This is a genomic window from Collinsella aerofaciens (assembly GCF_041537385.1).
GTDB lineage: Bacteria > Actinomycetota > Coriobacteriia > Coriobacteriales > Coriobacteriaceae > Collinsella > Collinsella aerofaciens_BV.
The window spans coordinates 69,030-87,716 of sequence record NZ_JBGORS010000004.1; the positions used below are offsets into that span (position 1 = coordinate 69,030).

The window sequence follows — 18,687 nt, forward strand, 5'->3', positions numbered from 1 at the left end:
AAGGCAGATTGCCGCTCTGGCGGGTTTGCAGCGTCGAGCAGTTACGGCGTTTGGTAAAACGCCGTAACTCAACTAGAAGCGGTTGCCGCGGAAGCCGCCGCCGTTGCGGCCGCCGCGATCGCCACCGCGACCGCCACGGTCGTTACCACGGTTGCCGCCGAAGCCGCCACGGTTGCCGCCGCGGTCACCATAACCACCACGGTTGCCACCAAAGCCGCCGCGACCGCCACGGTCGCCGCCGCGATCACCAAAGCCGCCACGGCCGCCACGATCGCCACCGCGACCGCCGCGGTCACCGCCACGGCCACCGCGATCGCCAAAGCCGCCGCGACCGCCACGGTCGCCGCCACGGCCACCGCGCTCGTCACGGCCGCCGCGAGGACCGCGGTCCTCGTCCAGGCCCATGGCGACGAGCGGAGCAATAACCTTATCGAGAGCGGCCATCAGCTCGGTGGCCTCCTCGTAAGAAAGCTCGGGCAGGAGCTTCTCCTTCTTATTGGCAAGCTCGACCAGGCCCTCAGCAGCATCCTCGGCAGCGAAGACGACGATCTTGCGCATATCGCCCTCGGCGTCGTCGATGCGGCCGACCAGGTCGGCAGCCTCGGCCTCGGCCATCAGGCCATCGAGCTCACGAAGGCGCATGCCCAGCAGGTCGGACATTTCCTTCTGCTCCATCTTGGGCTTGAGGTCAAGAAGCTTGATGGCGCGCTCGATGTTCGCCATGCGCTCGGCCTTGGCCTCCTCCTCCTTGGAAATAGCAAAGCGACGGCTGCGCAGCAGGCGGGCGGCCTTCTGCATCTTGTCCATCAGCTCTTCGTCATCGTAATCAGCGGCGGCCTCGACAACCTCGGCCTCCTCGGCGGAAACCTCGTCAGCAGCCTCAACCTCAGCAGCTTCGGTCTCCACGGTCTCGACTGCCTCGACCTCGGCAGCCATGGTCTCGTTCTCGGTCTCGTTCATGATCTCTTCGTTCTCAGACATGAGACTCCTTCTTGGCCCTCTCGGGCATCATCGCCCCATTCGCGGGGCCCGTCGCGCACTCTTTGCGCTTTATACATTCATGCCTCTCGGCAAAACGTCCATTAGTTTATGGTGTCGCCATCCAATCTAGCTGCAGAATCTATGTGCACACATTAATGCGACATGTGCGACTCGCGGCGAGCGTACACCAGCGACACCGCGAACCCGACAACGGCAATCACGGCCGCCACGCGCACGGCGGCTGCAAATCCTATCGTCTGGGCAACGTCCGACGCAACGCCCGCGGCGCCAGCAGCCACCGCAGAACTCGAAAGCAGGCCGATAAACAGCGACGGACCAAACGACGCGGCAATCATGTTCCACGTGTTAAGCAATGCCGTTCCGTGAGGATGCTCAGCGGCGGGAAGCGTCTCCAAACCGGCGGTCTGCGAGGGGCTCAGTACCAAACCGACGCCGGCATACACCACAACGGTCAGCAGCACGACAACGCCGCTGTTCATGCTTGCCGCGGTCATCGAGATTGCCATCTGCCCCACAGCGATCAGGGCAAAGCCGACCGGCAGCAGCGGCCACGCACCACGGGCATCCATCACGCGTCCGCCCACAATCGAGGTCACGGCGCTGCAGGCGATCGCCGGCAAAATGAGCAAACCCGCGACAAGTGCGGTCATGCCGTATGCGCCCTCAAAATAGAGCGGCAACAAAACGCTCATCGAGAACGTCGTCATCATCGACACCACCACAAGCAGGCATGCAGGCCAAAAACGAACGCTCGCCATGGGACGCACGTTAAGCACCGGATGCTCGAGCTTGAGCTGACGAACCGCAAACAGGCCGAGTAGCACAACGGCGGCGAAAAGCGTCACGATACCGGCAATCAGATTGGTCGAGAACTCGCCTACGGAATACACAAATGCCGTAATGCCGGCAGCGAGCAAAACAACCGACAGAATATCAAGCGTGAAGTTCGAGCGCTTTCCGACATTCCGAACGAGCCTTGCGCCCGCAGCGGCGACCACGACACCGCCCACCAGTGGCACTACGAACACTGCCCTCCAGCCAAACAAGGTGCACATAAGACCACTGATCACGGGTCCAAACGCCGGCCCCAGCGTAATGCAGGCACCGCCCAGGCTCAGATACAGACCGAGCTTCTCGCGCGGAGCGCAAGATAGCACTACATTCATCATGAGCGGGAACAAGATGCCCGATCCCGCAGCCTGCAAAATACGACTTGGCAGCAAAACGGCAAACGACGGGGCGACCAGGCACAGGACTTCGCCGGCGACCATGCATCCGCATGCGAAAAACAGCAGCTTGCGCGTCGAGAAACGACCGGACAGATAGGCCATGATGGCCGTAAAGATCGATGTCACGATCATGTAGCCCGAAACTAGCCACTGCGCCGTGGTGGCACTCACCGAAAAGGCCGCCATGATATCGTGCAGTGCCACGTTAATGATGTTCTCGTTAAACGCGGCAACAAAGGCTGCAATATACATTACGACGAGAAACGCCGAAGTGGCCGATGGCGTTGCTTGAACTTGTTGCTGAGATTTGCTCCCCATGCATTTCCTTCCTCTTGGAACAACAGTCACATCGCCCCAGAGGAACAGTCCAGGGCGAGCATGAGCCCTAGACTTACGTCAGACGCCGCACGCGACGGATCCGACAACATGGTCCAACGTTGAAAGATTGTAACGCTGACGCGCAGCTTTCCTTCCGCGCTATTATTAAAAGTCCACGAAAGCACGAGACATGAGGAGCCCACCATGATTAAGCCCATCATGAAATCCGAGTTCTTTTTGCGCCTGCCTTCCGAAGACGCGGAACCCGACGATGCCGCGACCGGGCAGGACCTCCTGGATACGCTCCATGAGCATGAGCACGAGTGCGTGGGCCTTGCCGCCAACATGATTGGCGTGCGCAAACGCATCATCTGCGTAAAGGACGGCAACAGGACGCTGCTGATGTACAACCCTCAAATTCTTGAGCAGGTCAATTCCTATCAGACGAGCGAAGGATGCCTCTCGCTTTCCGGCGAGCGCCCCTGTACTCGCTATCGCCGCATTAAGGTTGAGTATTTGGACGAGAATTTCGTCCACCGCATCAAAAACTTCTCGGGCTACACCGCCGAGATCATCCAACACGAAATCGACCACTGTTGCGGAATCGTTATTTAGTTCCGCCGATTCAAGAAAGCTCCCTGCAGCAAAACAACTGCAGGGAGCTTTTCATAGTGCGGAACTTCTATCCCACTAGCTCTGGCGGTAATGGTCGAAGAAGTCGGCGAGATCTTCGAGGGACTCCTTGAGCACTTCCATGCGCGGCAGGTACACGATACGGAAGTGGTCGGGCTCAGCCCAGTTGAAGCCGCCGCCGCGCGTGATCAGGATCTTCTTCTCGTGCAGCAGGTCAAGGGCGAACTGCTCGTCGTCGGTGATGTTGAACTTCTTCACATCCATCTTGGGGAAGATATAGAACGCCGCACGCGGCTTGACCACCGAGATGCCGTCGATCTTGTTGAGCGCCTCATACACAAAGTTGCGCTGCTCGTAGACACGACCGCCGGGGCGGATGTAGTCGTTGACGGACTGATGGCCGCCGAGCGCCGTCTGGACGATCGACTGAGCCGGCACGTTGGAGCACAGGCGCATGTTCGAGAGCATGTTGATGCCCATAATAAAGTCGCTCATGCAGCGCTGGTTGCCCGAAAGCACCATCCAGCCAATACGATAGCCCGCGATCATGTGCGACTTGGACAGACCGCTAAAGGTGACGCAGGGCAGATCGGGAGCGAGCGAGGCAATCGAGACGTGCTCGTAGCCGTCCATGCACAGGCGGTCGTAGATCTCATCAGCAAAGATCATCAGCTGATGCCTGCGTGCAACCTCGACGATGCCCTCGAGCACCTCGCGCGGGTAGACCGAGCCCGTGGGGTTGTTGGGGTTAATGATAACGAGGGCTTTGGTCGCGCTCGTGATCTTGGACTCCATATCCTCCAGGTCGGGATACCAATCCGCCTGCTCATCGCACAGATAGTGCACAGGATGACCGCCGGCAAGGGTTGCGCACGCCGTCCAGAGCGGATAGTCGGGGCTGGGGATCAGAATCTCGTCGCCATTGTCGAGCAGCGCGTTCATCGAAAGCTGAATGAGCTCGGACACGCCGTTGCCCGTGTAGATATGCTCCATCTGAACGTTGGGCAAGCCCTTGATCTGCGAATACTGCATGATCGCCTTGCGCGCGGAGAACAGGCCCCGCGAGTTGGAATAGCCTTCGCAGTCGGGCAGCTGCTGGCGCATGTCCTTGATGACCTCATCGGGCGTGCGGAAACCGAAGGGCGCCGGGTTGCCGATATTGAGTTTGAGGATGCGCTCGCCCTCGTCCTCCATACGGGCGGCCTCGTCGACGACGGGACCGCGCACGTCATACAGGACGTTATCGAGCTTGGTGGATTTAGAAAAAGTACGCATGGTGGTGCTCCTTGCAATTTGAGCTGAGGGATGGGGTTCGGGCTTGGAATCGTTGCGGGGTGATGATGCCTCGCCTTGATCGGCGTCGCCGGCAAGCAGCCAGGTAACATCGACCTCCAAAATACGGGCGAGCAGCTCAGCCACATCGCGCCGCGGAATCGTCTTGCCGCTCACATATTGGCTCATCTGACTCTTGCCGAGTTTTTTGCCGAGCATCTCCGATGCGCGGATCACGTCCGACTGGCGAACGTCGCGATCGGACATAGCCTGTCGCAGACGATCGCTAAACGTCTCTTGGGCCACTAGAACCTCCTTGCTGGCAAAGTTCAATTTATACAACACGAATTGAACCTGAGTTCAATTTAGGCAGCAGTATAGCGCGGCACCTCATTTGAAAGTTCAATTTCAAAAATAAAATGAGCCAAACCTCGAGATTTACCCCAAAGCGACAACGGTGTGCGCTCATTTAGAGGTATTCAAGGAATCGAGCGGCGGCAAGCGAAACATCGGCCGTTCGATATATGGCGTTGATCTGCCGATGGGGATGCCCCTCGAGCGAACGCACGGCAACATCGAACTGACAACGACGCAAGATGAGCGCCGGAAGAATGCTCACGCCCAGGCCATCCTCGACCATAGCCATAATCGCATAGTCATCCCAAGTCGACAGTTTTGAGCGCACCGCCAGCCCCGCCCGACGGAATAGCGGCGTAATCTCATCATCGGTACCCCGTTCCAGCAGAATAAACTGCTCTCTTGCCAAATCGGTAAGAGAGACGAACTCCGCCGTGGCAAGCAACGAATCTGTCGGCACCACCGCCATCAGCTCATCACACGCTAAAGACCGTGATGCCATGCCGTTTTCTCGGGGCTCACGCGGGATAAAGCCCAGGTCGCAGCGCCCCTCCGCCACCCATTGTTCAATCTCTGAGTAATCGCCCATCAGCAACTCATAATCGACGTCCGGGTGATCGGCGCGAAAACGCGCTATGACCGGTGGCAGCACGTGGGTCGCCACACTCGAAAACGTACCAATGCAGATCTTGCCGCGCATGAGCCCACGCATCTCGTCCACATGTCGCTGCAGGCGGCCAAACTCCTCGCAGAGCGCCTCAACCGCCGGCATGATCTGCCGCCCATCGGCAGAAAGCACCACACCCTCGCGGCTGCGGTCGAGCACCTTAAAACCCCAATCGGTCTCAAGGTCGCCCACCATGCGGCTCACGCCCGACTGCGAATAGCTCAGCCGCTCGGCGGCGCGCGTAAAACTGCCGGCCCGCACGGTCTCGAGCAGAACCTGCATCTTTTGAATATTCGTTTCCACGGCACCCCTCCACCTTTACATGAGTTTTTGTCATGTTATCCATGCATTATATTCGCTTTTCTTCTAAAGCCAGTTCACCCATAGTGAACATGTTCGGATATAGAGGGGATGTCAGCACATGAACAACGGATTGTTTACGTACTTAGCAGCATTGCTATTGTTTGGCTCCAACGGCATCATCGCCGCTGCCATCGCGCTGCCGAGCTCCGATATCGTACTGTTGCGCACGTTTTTGGGCGCTCTCACCCTTGCCGCCATCCTCTTCATAACCAAGCGCCATAACCTGCAGGCTCCGTCTCGCCCCCGCGAGGCCGCAGCGCTCATCGTCTCGGGCGCCGCGCTGGGCGCCAGCTGGATTTTCCTGTTCCGCGCCTATCAGACGATCGGCGTTGGTATCTCCTCGCTGTTGTATTACTGTGGCCCCATCATCGTTATGGCCCTCTCACCGCTCATTTTTGGCGAAAAGCTGACCGGCGGCAAAATCGCCGGCTTTGTCGCCGTTGCTTGTGGTGCTTTTCTCATTGCAGCGCAAGGTCTAGGCGGCAATATGCCCATTGCGGGCATCGTCTGTGGAATCGCCTCGGCCTTCTGCTATGCATTGATGGTCATCGCCAGCAAGGGTGCGCCGCACATCGAGGGCCTCGAGAACTCCGCACTCCAAGTGAGCGCCGCCTTTGTGACCGCACTGGCCCTCACGCTCATCACGCAGGGCGCTCCCTCGTTCCTGTCCGCCGGCGTCGCCGCCAGCATTGATTGGCGCGCCGTCGCTATGCTCGGCGTCGTCAACACCGGCATTGGTTGCCTGCTCTACTTTAGCGCCGTCGCCAAGCTGCCCGTCCAGACCGTCGCCGTCGTTGGCTACCTCGAGCCGCTTTCGGCGGTCGTGTTCTCGGCCGCCCTTTTGGGTGAAGCCATAACACCGGTCCGCCTGATGGGCGCCGCGCTTATCATCGGCGGCGCGCTCTTTTGCGAACTCGCCGGCAAACGCGCAAACGCCAAGGCTGGCATCGCCCAGACAGCACGTGCTTAAAAGCCCCTGCTTTGAAATGCTACCTGCGTAGATAAATAATCCCCAGCTGAGGATTATTGTCTAGAATAACCAGATGTGCCAAACTGCTCTTGTATGTATAAAGACGGCATAAAGTTTTTTGTCCTAGACAGATAACCGGATGTCTAAGGGAGTCCTCGTGGCACACAACAAACTGGAGGCAAACCTCCAAGACCAGCGCGGGCAAGGCGGGCACGGAGCCATCCCCCTCTCCGCTGGCATGCTGCTCGTAACGCTCGGCGTCGTCTATGGCGACATCGGCACGAGCCCCATGTACACCATGAAATCAATCGTCGCCAACAACGGCGGCATCGGTACCGTCAGCGAGGACATGATCCTGGGCGCGCTTTCGCTCGTCATCTGGACCATGACGCTCGTGACCACGGTCAAGTACGTGGTAATCGCCATGAAGGCCGACAACCACAACGAAGGCGGCATCTTCGCCCTGTTCAGCCTCGTACGCAAGGTGGCACCATGGCTGATTCTGCCCGCCATGATCGGCGGCGCGGCGCTGCTCGCCGACGGCATCCTCACCCCCGCCGTCACGGTCACCACAGCCATCGAGGGTCTGCGCACCATCGAATGGGGCCATGCGCTGCTGGGCGACGGACAGACCAACGTCATCATCATCACCATCATCATTATCTGCGGCCTATTTGCCATGCAGCGCGCCGGCACCTCGTCAATCGGCAAGCTCTTCGGCCCGCTCATGACGCTGTGGTTCCTGTTCCTGGCAGGCGCCGGTCTGTTCAACATGCTCGGCAACCTATCCATCTTGCGCGCGCTCAACCCCATCCGCGGCATTATGTTCCTGTTCTCGCCCATCAACCATTCGGGCATTATGGTGCTCGGCTTTGTCTTCCTGTCGACAACCGGTGCCGAGGCACTCTACTCGGACATGGGCCACGTGGGCAAGGCAAACATCTATGCATCCTGGCCATTTGTTAAGGCGGCCCTTATCCTCAACTATCTGGGTCAGGGAGCTTGGCTACTCGCCAATAACTCCAACCCCCAGATGCTCGCGATGGATATCGTCAACCCGTTCTATATGATGCTCCCCGAGCCCCTACGCCCCTTTGCCATCGTGCTTTCGGCCGTGGCGGCCATCATCGCCTCACAGGCGCTCATCACCGGCTCGTTCTCGCTGGTATCCGAGGCAACGCGCCTCAACCTTATGCCGCACCTGCGCATCCACTACCCCAGCGACACCAAGGGCCAGCTCTATATTCCGCTCGTCAATAACATCATGTGGGTCGGCTGCATCTTCATCGTGCTGCTGTTCCAAAACTCCGAGCGCATGGAGAGTGCCTACGGCCTCGCCATTACCGTGACCATGCTTATGACCACCACGCTTTTGACGAGCTATATCGCCGGCATTCTCAAGCACAAGCTGGGCGCCTGCGTCTTCGCCCTGCTCTTCGGCGCCATTGAGCTGTGCTTTTTCGCCTCGTGCCTCACCATGTTCTTTGACGGCGGCTATGTGATGATCTTCTTGGCCGCACTGCTGTTTGGCCTTATGTATGTGTGGCGTCGCGGCACCGCCATCGAGCGCACGCAGACGATTCTGCTGCCCGTCTCCAAGTACATCGACCAGCTCAATCGCCTGCGCAATGACGAGACCTATCCCGTGCTCGCCGACAATCTGGTATTTCTCACCAACAGCCCCGACCCGCTCACACTCGACCGCGACGTGCTCTATTCCATCCTGGACAAGCACCCCAAGCGCGCCAAGGCATATTGGTTCATCAACGTGCACGTTACCGACGAACCCTATACGCACGAGTATTCCGTCGAGACCTTTGGCACGGACTTTTTGTTCCGCGTGCGCCTGGACCTGGGCTTTAAGGTCAACCAGCGCGTCAACGCCTATCTGCGTCAGATCGTCGGCGACTTGATGGCATCGGGCGAGCTGCCGCCGCAACATCACACCTACTCCATCTACGAGACGCGCGGCAACGTAGGTGACTTCCGCTTTTGCATGCTGCGCAAGATGCTTGCCCCCGAAACGGACATCAACCGCAATGACCACCGCGTGATGGCCATCAAGTACGCCGTCCGCCGCGCCTGCGGAAGCCCGGCACGCTGGTACGGTCTCGAGAACTCGGCCATCATCATTGAGTACGTACCGCTCTTTGCCCGCATGCGCCCGGCCGTCAAACTTGTGCGCACCCAGGTGCCGCTCGAGGTTCAGATCGAAGAGGCCGAGGAAATGGAGGTCGACATCTTCTCGGACGACTTGGTCAACGGCAACGAGGCCGGCAAGAGCATGAACGTCGATCCCACCGAGCTGCTCGAGAGCGTCGCCGATACGCCCGAACAGCAACTCGACGGACTCGAGAGCACCCAGTTCAACGACGCCAACTTCTAACACGCCACCAGCCATTGACGACAACGGCCTCGCATCTCATAAGAGGTGCGAGGCCGTTTTATGTCGCAACGGACCAGTGAGCTACGAACGGCGCGGCTCGGGAACCACGAGCCTATCGGGGCTCGCGCCCTCGGCATCCATCAGGCTCACGTAGCGAATCGACGGATCCCCATACATCGCGTAGTAATAATTGCCCGTGCGCGCGCTAAAGCATCCGGTGTAGATAGTCTTCTCGAACTTGCCATCGCCCATCCTGGACGCACCCTCGATCATCACCACGCCCTCGAGCGAGCGGAACATGCGAACGACGTTTTCGGTCTCGCTCTCCTTTTGCGGGTAATTGGCATTGAGGTACGCCGCCTTTACAAAACGGCTCGGCGAATAGCAATCGCCCGGAATGCCGCGCATGCCGGCACCGGCTCCATAGGGCTTAAGCTCGGCGCCACGCCATGTCGCCGTCTGCGGAAAATCGCTTGTGGCGGTGATATAGGTGCGCAGGTTTTCCATGTGCCACGGGAAGGTCGGCTGGTTGGCAAGGGTGTCGACCGGATCGTCGTATACATGCAGGCCGTCAGCCATCATCTCGACCACGATGCTGCGCTGGCTGTCGCCGATAATCCAATGGAGCAGCGACACGCCCAGCCCCTCTCCGGCAGATTTGGCGACAATCACCGTGTCGCGCAGCGCGGCCTCGACCTCATCGACCGTCGAGAACGTCGCTGCCACCCACAGGGGAAACTCATAGGCCGCGATATTGGTCTTGCCATCAACCGGGCCCTCAGCATACTCGGCATAGCCGGGAAAGTTGAGTCCCGCCACGGCGAGGCCCGCATCGTTGCCGCAATCGAAGAACATAGGGTAGTTCTTGTAATCGATGCACATACCGATCACCGCGTGTGCCGCTGTCGTGTCGTCGATAAACGAATACGGAATGTGAAACCCGCGCGGCATCACGCGAACCTGTTGGCCGTAGTCAAAGCTCCAGTCGAGGTTGCGGCCCAGATACATGTTGCCGGAATTATCGGTAAATCGAATGCTCGTACACATAGCGCCTCCTAGCTTTACGTTCTTGCTAAGTTCATTGTCACCAAACAAAAAGGCGCTAAACACAAAAGCCCGGACATGACAACAATGTCACGCCCGGACCAAAAACGACGAAGTGCGGTGCTGTGGTCGCCCTAGACAAGCTTGCCAAGACAGTGATCGATCATATGCTGGATCATCTGCGCCTCGAAGCCCACAAAGTCCTGCTTGCGCTCGCGCATCTTGTCGTCGACGATCTGGTCAAAGGCAACCTTGCACTTGATATAGCGCGTGGACTTGGTGACCTCCTCGTGCGTCAGGCAGCTCTCCTCCATCTTGCTGGCGCCCAGGCCAAACACCAGACGGGGGTTGTAGAGCACGTGGGGCTCGCCGGCGTCGTCCAGGTAGACGCAGACCTTCTTGGTAACGCCAATCTGGTTAGCGGCAAGGCAGCCGGCATCGTCGAGCGACTTGATGGTATCGATCAGGTCCTGAGCAACCGACTCGTCCTCGACGGTCGCAACCTCGCAACGCTGGGACAGGATAGCCTCGTCGTGGCAAAGCTCTTTAATCATACGTTCCTCCATAGGGGTCGTTGTAACCGCTTAAGTATACGGTACCCACACATTTTCATGCGATAAATACCGTCCGTCTGTTACAAAGCGCCGAACATCAACATGCGAGGAACAGCAAGGTTGTAAAGACGATATAGTAAGTGAGTTCGTGTCAATCGGCCTAAACTCGGGGCCGAACAAGGAAAGGGTATGCATGGACGAACTTTTTCACGTCAGTGAGCGCAAGTCCACAATCGGGACCGAACTTCGCGCTGGACTGACAACATTCCTGGCGATGGCCTACATCATCGCCGTCAACCCCGCAGTGCTCTCGGGCGCCGGCATTGATGCGGGAGCGCTCGCCTGCGCCACCTGCCTGGGCGCCGGCATCATGACCATCTGCATGGGCATCTTCGCCAACCGCCCGCTCGCCTGCGCGTCGGGTCTGGGCATCAACGCCATGATCGCGGGCATCGCCACCACCATGTGCGGCGGCGACTGGCACGTGGCCATGAGCGTTATCTTCCTCGAGGGTATCGTCATCTTGCTGCTCGTCCTGTGCGGCCTGCGCGAGGCCATCATGGACGCCATCCCCGTGGTCCTGCGCCACGCCATCTCGGTGGGTCTGGGCCTGTTTATCGCCATGATCGGCCTGTGCGACGCCGGCATCATCACCGCTGGCGCCGGTACGCTCGTCGGCCTGGGCGACATCGCCTCCCCCACCTTTATCGTCGGCATCATCTCCATCGTCGTGACGGTTGCCCTGGCTTCCCGCAACGTGCCGGGCTCGCTGCTCATCGGCATCATCGTCGCCGTTATCGCCGGTATCCCGCTGGGCGTCACCCACGCCCCCGAGGGCCTCATCGCACCGCTCGACTTCTCGACCTTTGGCGCCCCGTTTGCCAGCACCGCCGACGGCAACATGGCCATCGTGAAGGTTCTGACCGACCCGATGCTGCTCGTCGTTGCCTTCTCGCTGCTCATGAGCGACTTCTTTGACACCATGGGCACCGCGATGGCCGTCGCCAAGCAGGGAGAGTTCCTGACCGAGGACGGCAATGTCGAGGACATCCGTCCCATCCTGGTCGTCGACTCCGTGGCCGCTGCTGCCGGTGGCTTTATGGGCGTCTCCTCCATCACCACCTTCGTTGAGTCCACCTCTGGCGCTGCCGACGGTGGCCGCACGGGCCTCACCTCCGTCACCACCGGCGTGCTGTTCATTCTCGCCGCGTTCTTCTCCCCCATCGTCACCATCGTTTCCAGCGCCGCCACCTGCGGTGCTCTGGTCTACGTCGGTTACCTCATGATGAGCGAGGCCTCCGAGATCGACTGGTCCGACGTGTCGCAGGGTTTCCCGGCGTTCATGATTGTCGCCGGCGTGCCCTTCACTTACTCCATCTCTGCCGGCATTGGCCTGGGCTTTATCGCCTACGTGATCGTCGCGCTCTTTAAGGGCGAGGCCTCCAAGATCAAGCCGCTCATGTGGATCGCAGCCCTTGCCTTCCTCGTCTACTTCTTTGTAGCGTAGGCGCAAGATTCGCAATACCAAACAGCAAAGCGCGGAGTCGCATCGAGCGGCTCCGCGCTTTGCTTTTAAAGCCAGGCACCACACGGACGCGCGATGTATTGCTTCGCAAGTTTTGGACGTTTTGCTCTCCAAACGGCACTACCGACGGCTACATCCTGCAGATATGCTGGATATAACCGCATAGGCCCTATGAGGATGGGAGTAACCATGGCCGTCTTGTTCACGACCCCCAAGCGCAATGACAAAACCTCTGGAGCCCATTTTGTCGAGCCCGACCTGCGCCGTTGCACGCTGCTCGCACACGGCAGCTGGCGCCGCGTGACGCGCCGCATCGTTGTAGGCGCCGTATGCGCGCTTACGGTAAGCTCGCTGCTCATGCCGAGCATCTCGCTCGCAGCCGAGTGGGTGGACGTTGGCGGCGTCCGCCACGAAGCGGCCGCGGGCCCCACGGGAGACGCCGCCGGTACCTGGTCATGGGATGGCGCCGATGACATGAAGCTCAACGGCTATAACGGCGGCGCGATCGAGGCAGCGGGCAAGCTCAACGTGAGCTACGAGGGCAACAACACCGTCACTAACGACGACGGCCGCGGCATCAAGGTTAAGGATGGCGCGAACGAGAACGCCGAGCTTAATATTCAGGGCGACGCGTCCAGCACGCTCAACGTGACATCTTCTCGTGACGCCATCACTTCCGTCGGCAACATCAACATCGACGGCGCTGGCACTGTCAACGCCACGAGCACCGAGCACGATGCCATCGATGCCGGGGGCGATGTCACCATCAAGGGCTCGGGAAACGTTAACGCCACGGGCGATTCGGATGGCATCAGGGCCGACGGCAACATCACGATCGACAACAGCGGAACCGTCACCGCCAAGGCCACCGAGGATCAGGGTATCGATGCTAACGAGAACCTCATCATAAAGGGCGGCGGCAAGGCAGAGGCAAGCTCTATCGAGGACAATGCGATTTGGGCCGACGGCAGTATCGAGATCTCGGGTGGCAGCCAGGTCAAGGCAAGCTCCAAGGAAGACGCCGCCATCGACGGTAAAAACAGCCTCACGGTCACGAACGCTTCCCTCAACGCAGGTGGCGTTGGGTATGGCATCTATGTCTACAAGGGCATCACGCTCGATGGCGCGACCGTGACGGTCCGCGCAAGCTCAGATGGCGGGGAAGTCAGCGCACTCTTCACCGATGAGGACGACATCGTCATCAAGAACGGCTCGACTGTGGATGCGCTCGCAGAAGGCAGGTTCTCGGTTGCAATCTCCACCAGTAATTTCTACTCCGGCGAAGCGGGTGGCCATATCTACATCAGCGACTCCGTTGTCAAGGCCATAGCCCGCTATGCCGAGACCGGCGGCGACGGCCCCGACCACTACAGTGGAGACCAAAACGACGAAATCATCCCTGAGTCCGAGGGCCTGAACATCGGCATCTTCGCGCAGACCAGCGAGGGCATCACGCCCGCGACCATCTCGATCGTCCGTAGCAGGGTCACGGCCGAGGGAGACACGGCGGCAATCTTCGCCCTTGCCATGAGCGCGGACGGCAAGGCGATCGGCACCATCGAAATCGAAGGAGCCACCATCCAGACGCCTGAAGGCGGCAAGGTCATTGACTATCGCAACAAGGAAGAACTCAGCGACGGCATCGTCTACGAGGCGGGTCAAACCATCGGCACGGGCGACGCCGTGATCGACTCCCCCTACAACGAAGCAGTCGCCAAGCACACGTTCATCGCGCCTCCCGAGGAGACCAAACCCGAGGAAAAGCCCGGCGAGACCAAGCCGGGTTCCAAGTCCGAGGGCACGAAGACGATCAAGACCGTTGCAGTTGCAGCCACGGGAGCCAAGACCGCCGGCAAACTCGCGGCAACCGGCGACGCCTCGAGCGCAGCCATCATAGCGACCGCCCTTGTAGGAACGGCCGCTATCGTCACAGGCGCCCTGGCGAGTCGCAAACGCTCGTAAACACTTTTTCGCACAGGACGGGTGGATCGCGGCTCTTGCCTTCCCCGTCTACTTCTTCGTAGCGTAAGGGCAAGGCTGCAAAAGCTGAACAATAAAGCGCGGAGTCGCCATGCGGCCCCGCGCTTTTCTTTTAGCGTCGGTCCCTGCGCCGGCGTGCGGCCTATTTCTCCCCCATTTTGGCCATTTTGCCCTCCAAACGGCACTACCGCCGGCAACATCCAGCAGATACGCTGAATCTAGCCGTATAGGCCCTATGAGAACGGGAGCAACCATGGCAGCCTTGTTCACGACCCCCAAACGCAATGACACTACCGCCGGAACCCATGTTGCCGAACCCGACGTTCGCCGTCGCATAGGACTCACGCACGGCAGCTGGCGCCGCGTGACGCGCCGCATCGTCGTAGGCGCCGTGTGCGCGCTCACGGTGAGCTCGCTGCTCATGCCGAGCGTCTCGCTCGCGGCGGAATGGGTCAAGGTCGGCGAAACCAAATACAACGCCGGCACTGCGGCGGGCGACGAGACCGGCACCTGGTCGTGGGACGGCGCCGACGACTTGAAGCTCAACAACTATAACGGCGGCGAGATCCAGGCCGCAGGCAAGCTCAACGTGAATTACTCGGGAAACAACATCGTCACTGCCGACTGGATCGAAGGCATCAAGGCTTCTCATGGCAATAATGAGAACGCCGAGCTCAATATCCAAGGCGACGCGGGCAGCACGCTCAGCGTGACATCTACTGAGGACGCTATCCTCTCCACGGGTAATATCAACATCGACGGAGCCGGATCCGTCAACGCCACGAGCGCTGGGTTTGATGCCATCGACGCCGAGGGCGATCTCGCTATCAAAGGTTCGGGCAACGTCAACGCCACGGGCGTATCGGATGGCATCAGGGCAAACGGCAATATCACGATTGACGACAGCGGGGCCGTCACCGCCAGGGCTACCAAGGACAAGGGTATCGGAACCGACAAGAACCTCACCATCAAGGGTGGCGGCACAGTCGAGGCAAGCTCAGCCGATGGTGAGGCCATTTGGAGCGGCGGCAACATCAATATCTCGGACGGCAGCCAGGTCAAGGCGAGCTCCGAGAAAGACGCCGCCGTCGAGGCCAAGGGCAGCCTCGCAACCACAAACGCCTCCCTCAACGCAAACGGTGTTGAATATGGCGTCTATGCCCACAAGGGCATCACACTCGATCATGCAAACGTGACAGTCCGCACAAGTAAAGGCAGATACGGTGGCGCCATTGCCCTCTTCACCTACCAAGACGATATCGTCGTCAAGAACGGCTCCACCGTGGACGCGTTTGCGGAAGGCGAGGTTTCGGCTGCATTCTCCACCAGAAACGATCGACCCAACGAGGAGGGTGGCCACATCTACATCAGCGACTCCGTTGTCAAGGCCATAGCCCGCTATGTCGAGAACGGCGACGGCCCCATCCCCTACAGCGAAAACCAAGATGGTGAGACGAGCCCCGAGCCCCAAGGCGAGAACATCGGCATCATCGCCCAGACCAGCGAGGGCGTCACACCCGCAGTCATCTCGATCATCCGCAGCAAGGTAACGGCCGAAGGAGATACAGCGGCAATCTTTGCCCGTGCCATGAGCGCTGACGGCAAGACAATCGGCACCATCAAGATTGAGAACGCCGCCATCCAGACGCCCGAAGGCGGCAAGGTCATTGACTATCGCAAGCTCCGTGACGGCATCTACGAGGCAGGCCAAGCCATCGGCACGGGCGACGCTGTGATCGACTCCCCCTATAACGAAGCTGTCGCCAAGAGCATGGTCATCGCACCTCCCGAGGTAGCCAAGCCGGAAGACCCCAAGCCCGACGAGACCAAGCCCGCAGAAAGCAAGCCCGCGGAGTCCAAGCAGAACCCCAAGCCTGAGGGCTCAAAGCCGACCAAGGCCGTTGCGGCTTCAATCACGAAAGCCAAGACTACCGGCGTGCTCGCGGCAATCGGCGACACCTCGGGTGCGGCCATCGTGGCAACCATCCTTGCGGGAACAGCCGCTATCGCCGCAGGCACCATGGCGAGCCGCAAGCGCTCTTAGACGCCTCTGCGCACATGGCAGCTCCCGCGAAGGCCCCGAGTCCCAGCACCGTTTAACAACGCCACCGCCGAGCTCCCCTCCGGCGGTGGCGTTTTCCATATGCGTCCGCAGGGTATGCACGAGATTGTCTTTGGTCTAGCCCAATCTGCATGAGCCGGCGTGCGACAATGGGGGCCGTCGATATCACAACGCCGAGAGAAGCCCGTCATGGAAGCGCATCAAAAGCAGATAACCGTTCATGCACAGCATGCCGAAAGCGCACCAGTCATCTATCTTCCCGTGGTCATGGGCGACGGCACGGAGGTTTATGAACGCTGCCGAGAGCTCAACTGCCCGCCCTTCACGCTTGTCGGCATTGGCAGCCTCAACTGGAATCGCGAGCTGAGCCCCTGGGGATGCGACGGAACCGTGCGCGATGCCGAGCCCTTTGGCGGTCAGGCATCCGGATTTCTCGATGAGCTGTTGAACTGGATAATCCCAGAGGCCGAGTCGTCGCTTCCTCAGCCGCCCACCTGGCGCGGCATTGCCGGCTACTCGCTCGCGGGCCTCTTCGCGCTCTGGTCCCTCTGGCAAACCGACGCCTTTAGCCGCGCCGCAAGCGCATCGGGGTCGTTGTGGTTTCCCGACTTTGTCGATCGCGCCAGCACGACCCCTTTTGCCGGCAACCCGCAGGCCGTCTATCTGTCACTCGGCAAAAAGGAAACCAAGACGCCCAACCGCATGATGCGGCACGTACTTGACGACACGCGCGCAATGGAAACGTTGCTCGTTGAGCGCGGCATCCTCACAACACTGGAACTCAACCCCGGCAACCACTTTGCCCAAACCGACCTGCGCATGGCGCGTGGCATCCACTGGGTTCTTGCGCACTAAGAAGCCGGCCATGCGCATCGGACGCATGGCCGGCTTTTTTAACTGAGTTGGACACAGCTGCTATTCGGCAGACCCTTCGAGTTCCGAGACATCAAACTCAAAGTCATTACCCGGCAGAATCGCATTGAGCACGATACCCACCAGCGAACCCACGGCAAGACCCGAAAGCGAAATCGTCACGCCGCCCAGCTCCAACACGATGGCGCCGGCGGTGCTGTACGCGATGCCGAGCGAAAGCACGAGCACAAGAGCGGCCACCAGCACGTTGCGGTTGTTCTGGAAATCGACCTGGTTCTCAATGAGGTTGCGCACGCCTACGGCACTGATCATGCCGTAGAGTACGAGCGACACGCCGCCGATAACGCATGGCGGCATGGCGGCGATCACGGCAGCGAACTTGGGGCAGAAGGAAAGCACGATGGCGCAGCACGCGGCAATGCGAATCACGCGCGGGTCGAACACGCGCGTCAGAGCGAGCACGCCGGTGTTCTCGCCATACGTGGTGTTGGCCGGAGCGCCAAAGAGCGAAGCCAGGATCGTGGCGAGACCATCGCCGAGCAGCGTGCGATGCAGGCCGGGATCGGCAATGTAGTTACGCTCGCAGGTGGAGCCAATAGCGGAGATATCACCGATATGCTCGATCATGGTTGCAAAGGCCAACGGCATGATGGTGATGATGGCGGTCGTGGCAAGGCCGCTATCGAACTGCGGCCCAAAGAGTGCAAACACGGTGTTGTCCCACACGATGGGAAGACCGACCCACGGCGCGGCGGCAACGCCCGAAAAATCAACCTCACCCAACGCGGCGGCAACGGCATAGCTCACCACGACGCCCAGCAGGATCGGCACGATCTTAACCATGCCGCGACCCCAAATGTTGCAGATCACGATAACGGCAACGGCAATAACAGCCACAAGCCAGTTGGTCTGGCAGTTGGCAATAGCGGAGCTCGCCAGAATCAGGCCGATGGAAATGACGATGGGGCCGGTCACCACCGGCGGGAAGAAGCGCATGACGCGCTTGGCGCCAAATGCGCGGAACAGCGCTGCCAGCACCGGATAGAGCAGGCCGGCGCAGGCAACGCCCAGACAAGCGTAGGGCAAAAGCTCGGCCTCGCCGTTGGGCGCAATGGCGGCATAACCCGCGATAAAGGCAAACGACGAGCCCAGGAACGCGGGCACCTTACCGCGCGATAGAAAGTGGAACAGCAGTGTGCCGATGCCAGCGAACAGAAGCGTCGTCGAAACGGAAAGGCCGGTGAGCACGGGCACGAGCACCGTGGCTCCGAACATCGCAAACATGTGTTGCAAACCCAACACGAACATGCGCGGGCGGCCGAGCGGCGATGCATCGTAGATGGCATCGGTGACGGCGGGCGTCGAGGATTGGGACATGGAAGTCCTTTCACGATGGAAGGGCGATCAGGCATATCGGATAACCTGCCCGAACGATACGATCCGAACCATTGT

At 59.9% G+C, this 18,687-nt stretch carries 14 protein-coding genes; 7 read left to right on the forward strand and 7 right to left on the reverse strand.

The window, feature by feature from the left end; genetic code table 11:
- Positions 1–72: 72 nt before the first annotated feature.
- Both ACEG18_RS06825 and ACEG18_RS06830 read right to left on the reverse strand, forming a co-directional pair.
- Positions 73–981, reverse strand: a complete 909-nt coding sequence (locus ACEG18_RS06825) for a hypothetical protein (RefSeq protein ID WP_117736459.1) — start codon at positions 979–981, stop codon at positions 73–75.
- Positions 982–1,133: 152 nt separating this feature from the next.
- Positions 1,134–2,549 (reverse strand): MFS transporter, encoded by a 1,416-nt coding sequence (locus ACEG18_RS06830; RefSeq protein WP_372541918.1) that lies wholly within the window; start codon positions 2,547–2,549, stop codon positions 1,134–1,136.
- Between the two features lie 204 nt (positions 2,550–2,753).
- Between ACEG18_RS06830 and ACEG18_RS06835 the strand changes: the two genes are divergently transcribed.
- Positions 2,754–3,164, forward strand: coding sequence for a peptide deformylase (locus tag ACEG18_RS06835; RefSeq protein ID WP_372541919.1), 411 nt, complete (start codon positions 2,754–2,756; stop codon positions 3,162–3,164).
- A 75-nt stretch (positions 3,165–3,239) separates the two neighbouring features.
- On the opposite strand, the gene ACEG18_RS06840 is transcribed toward ACEG18_RS06835, so the two are convergent.
- Together ACEG18_RS06840 and ACEG18_RS06845 are read right to left on the reverse strand one after the other, a co-directional pair.
- Entirely contained in the window at positions 3,240–4,721 is a 1,482-nt protein-coding gene (locus ACEG18_RS06840) for an aminotransferase class I/II-fold pyridoxal phosphate-dependent enzyme (RefSeq protein WP_117757320.1), read from the reverse strand.
- A 202-nt stretch (positions 4,722–4,923) separates the two neighbouring features.
- On the reverse strand, positions 4,924–5,781 hold the full coding sequence (locus tag ACEG18_RS06845; protein ID WP_372541921.1) for a LysR family transcriptional regulator: 858 nt from the start codon (positions 5,779–5,781) through the stop codon (positions 4,924–4,926).
- A 118-nt stretch (positions 5,782–5,899) separates the two neighbouring features.
- On the opposite strand from ACEG18_RS06845, the gene ACEG18_RS06850 reads away from it, so the two are divergent.
- Positions 5,900–6,811 (forward strand): DMT family transporter, encoded by a 912-nt coding sequence (locus ACEG18_RS06850; protein WP_161155183.1) that lies wholly within the window; start codon positions 5,900–5,902, stop codon positions 6,809–6,811.
- Between the two features lie 139 nt (positions 6,812–6,950).
- Entirely contained in the window at positions 6,951–9,197 is a 2,247-nt protein-coding gene (locus tag ACEG18_RS06855; RefSeq protein ID WP_118448785.1) for a KUP/HAK/KT family potassium transporter, read from the forward strand.
- An 81-nt stretch (positions 9,198–9,278) separates the two neighbouring features.
- On the opposite strand, the gene bsh is transcribed toward ACEG18_RS06855, so the two are convergent.
- Positions 9,279–10,244 (reverse strand): choloylglycine hydrolase, encoded by a 966-nt coding sequence (gene bsh / locus ACEG18_RS06860; protein ID WP_055250720.1) that lies wholly within the window; start codon positions 10,242–10,244, stop codon positions 9,279–9,281.
- A 131-nt stretch (positions 10,245–10,375) separates the two neighbouring features.
- Complete coding sequence (locus ACEG18_RS06865) at positions 10,376–10,795, reverse strand: peptide deformylase (RefSeq protein WP_372541924.1); 420 nt, start codon at positions 10,793–10,795, stop codon at positions 10,376–10,378.
- 193 nt (positions 10,796–10,988) lie between these two features.
- Between ACEG18_RS06865 and ACEG18_RS06870 the strand changes: the two genes are divergently transcribed.
- The 4 genes from ACEG18_RS06870 (at position 10,989) to ACEG18_RS06885 (ending at position 17,217) form a co-directional block, all read left to right on the forward strand.
- Entirely contained in the window at positions 10,989–12,302 is a 1,314-nt protein-coding gene (locus ACEG18_RS06870) for an NCS2 family permease (RefSeq protein ID WP_195192972.1), read from the forward strand.
- Between the two features lie 207 nt (positions 12,303–12,509).
- Complete coding sequence (locus tag ACEG18_RS06875; RefSeq protein ID WP_372541926.1) at positions 12,510–14,282, forward strand: hypothetical protein; 1,773 nt, start codon at positions 12,510–12,512, stop codon at positions 14,280–14,282.
- Between the two features lie 271 nt (positions 14,283–14,553).
- Positions 14,554–16,344 (forward strand): hypothetical protein, encoded by a 1,791-nt coding sequence (locus ACEG18_RS06880; protein ID WP_372541927.1) that lies wholly within the window; start codon positions 14,554–14,556, stop codon positions 16,342–16,344.
- 207 nt (positions 16,345–16,551) lie between these two features.
- Entirely contained in the window at positions 16,552–17,217 is a 666-nt protein-coding gene (locus ACEG18_RS06885; RefSeq protein WP_372541929.1) for an alpha/beta hydrolase, read from the forward strand.
- Positions 17,218–17,277: 60 nt separating this feature from the next.
- On the opposite strand, the gene ACEG18_RS06890 is transcribed toward ACEG18_RS06885, so the two are convergent.
- The gene (locus ACEG18_RS06890) at positions 17,278–18,612 is read right to left on the reverse strand and encodes a uracil-xanthine permease family protein (protein WP_372541931.1); all 1,335 of its coding nucleotides are present in this window, start codon (positions 18,610–18,612) and stop codon (positions 17,278–17,280) included.
- Positions 18,613–18,687: the final 75 nt, after the last annotated feature.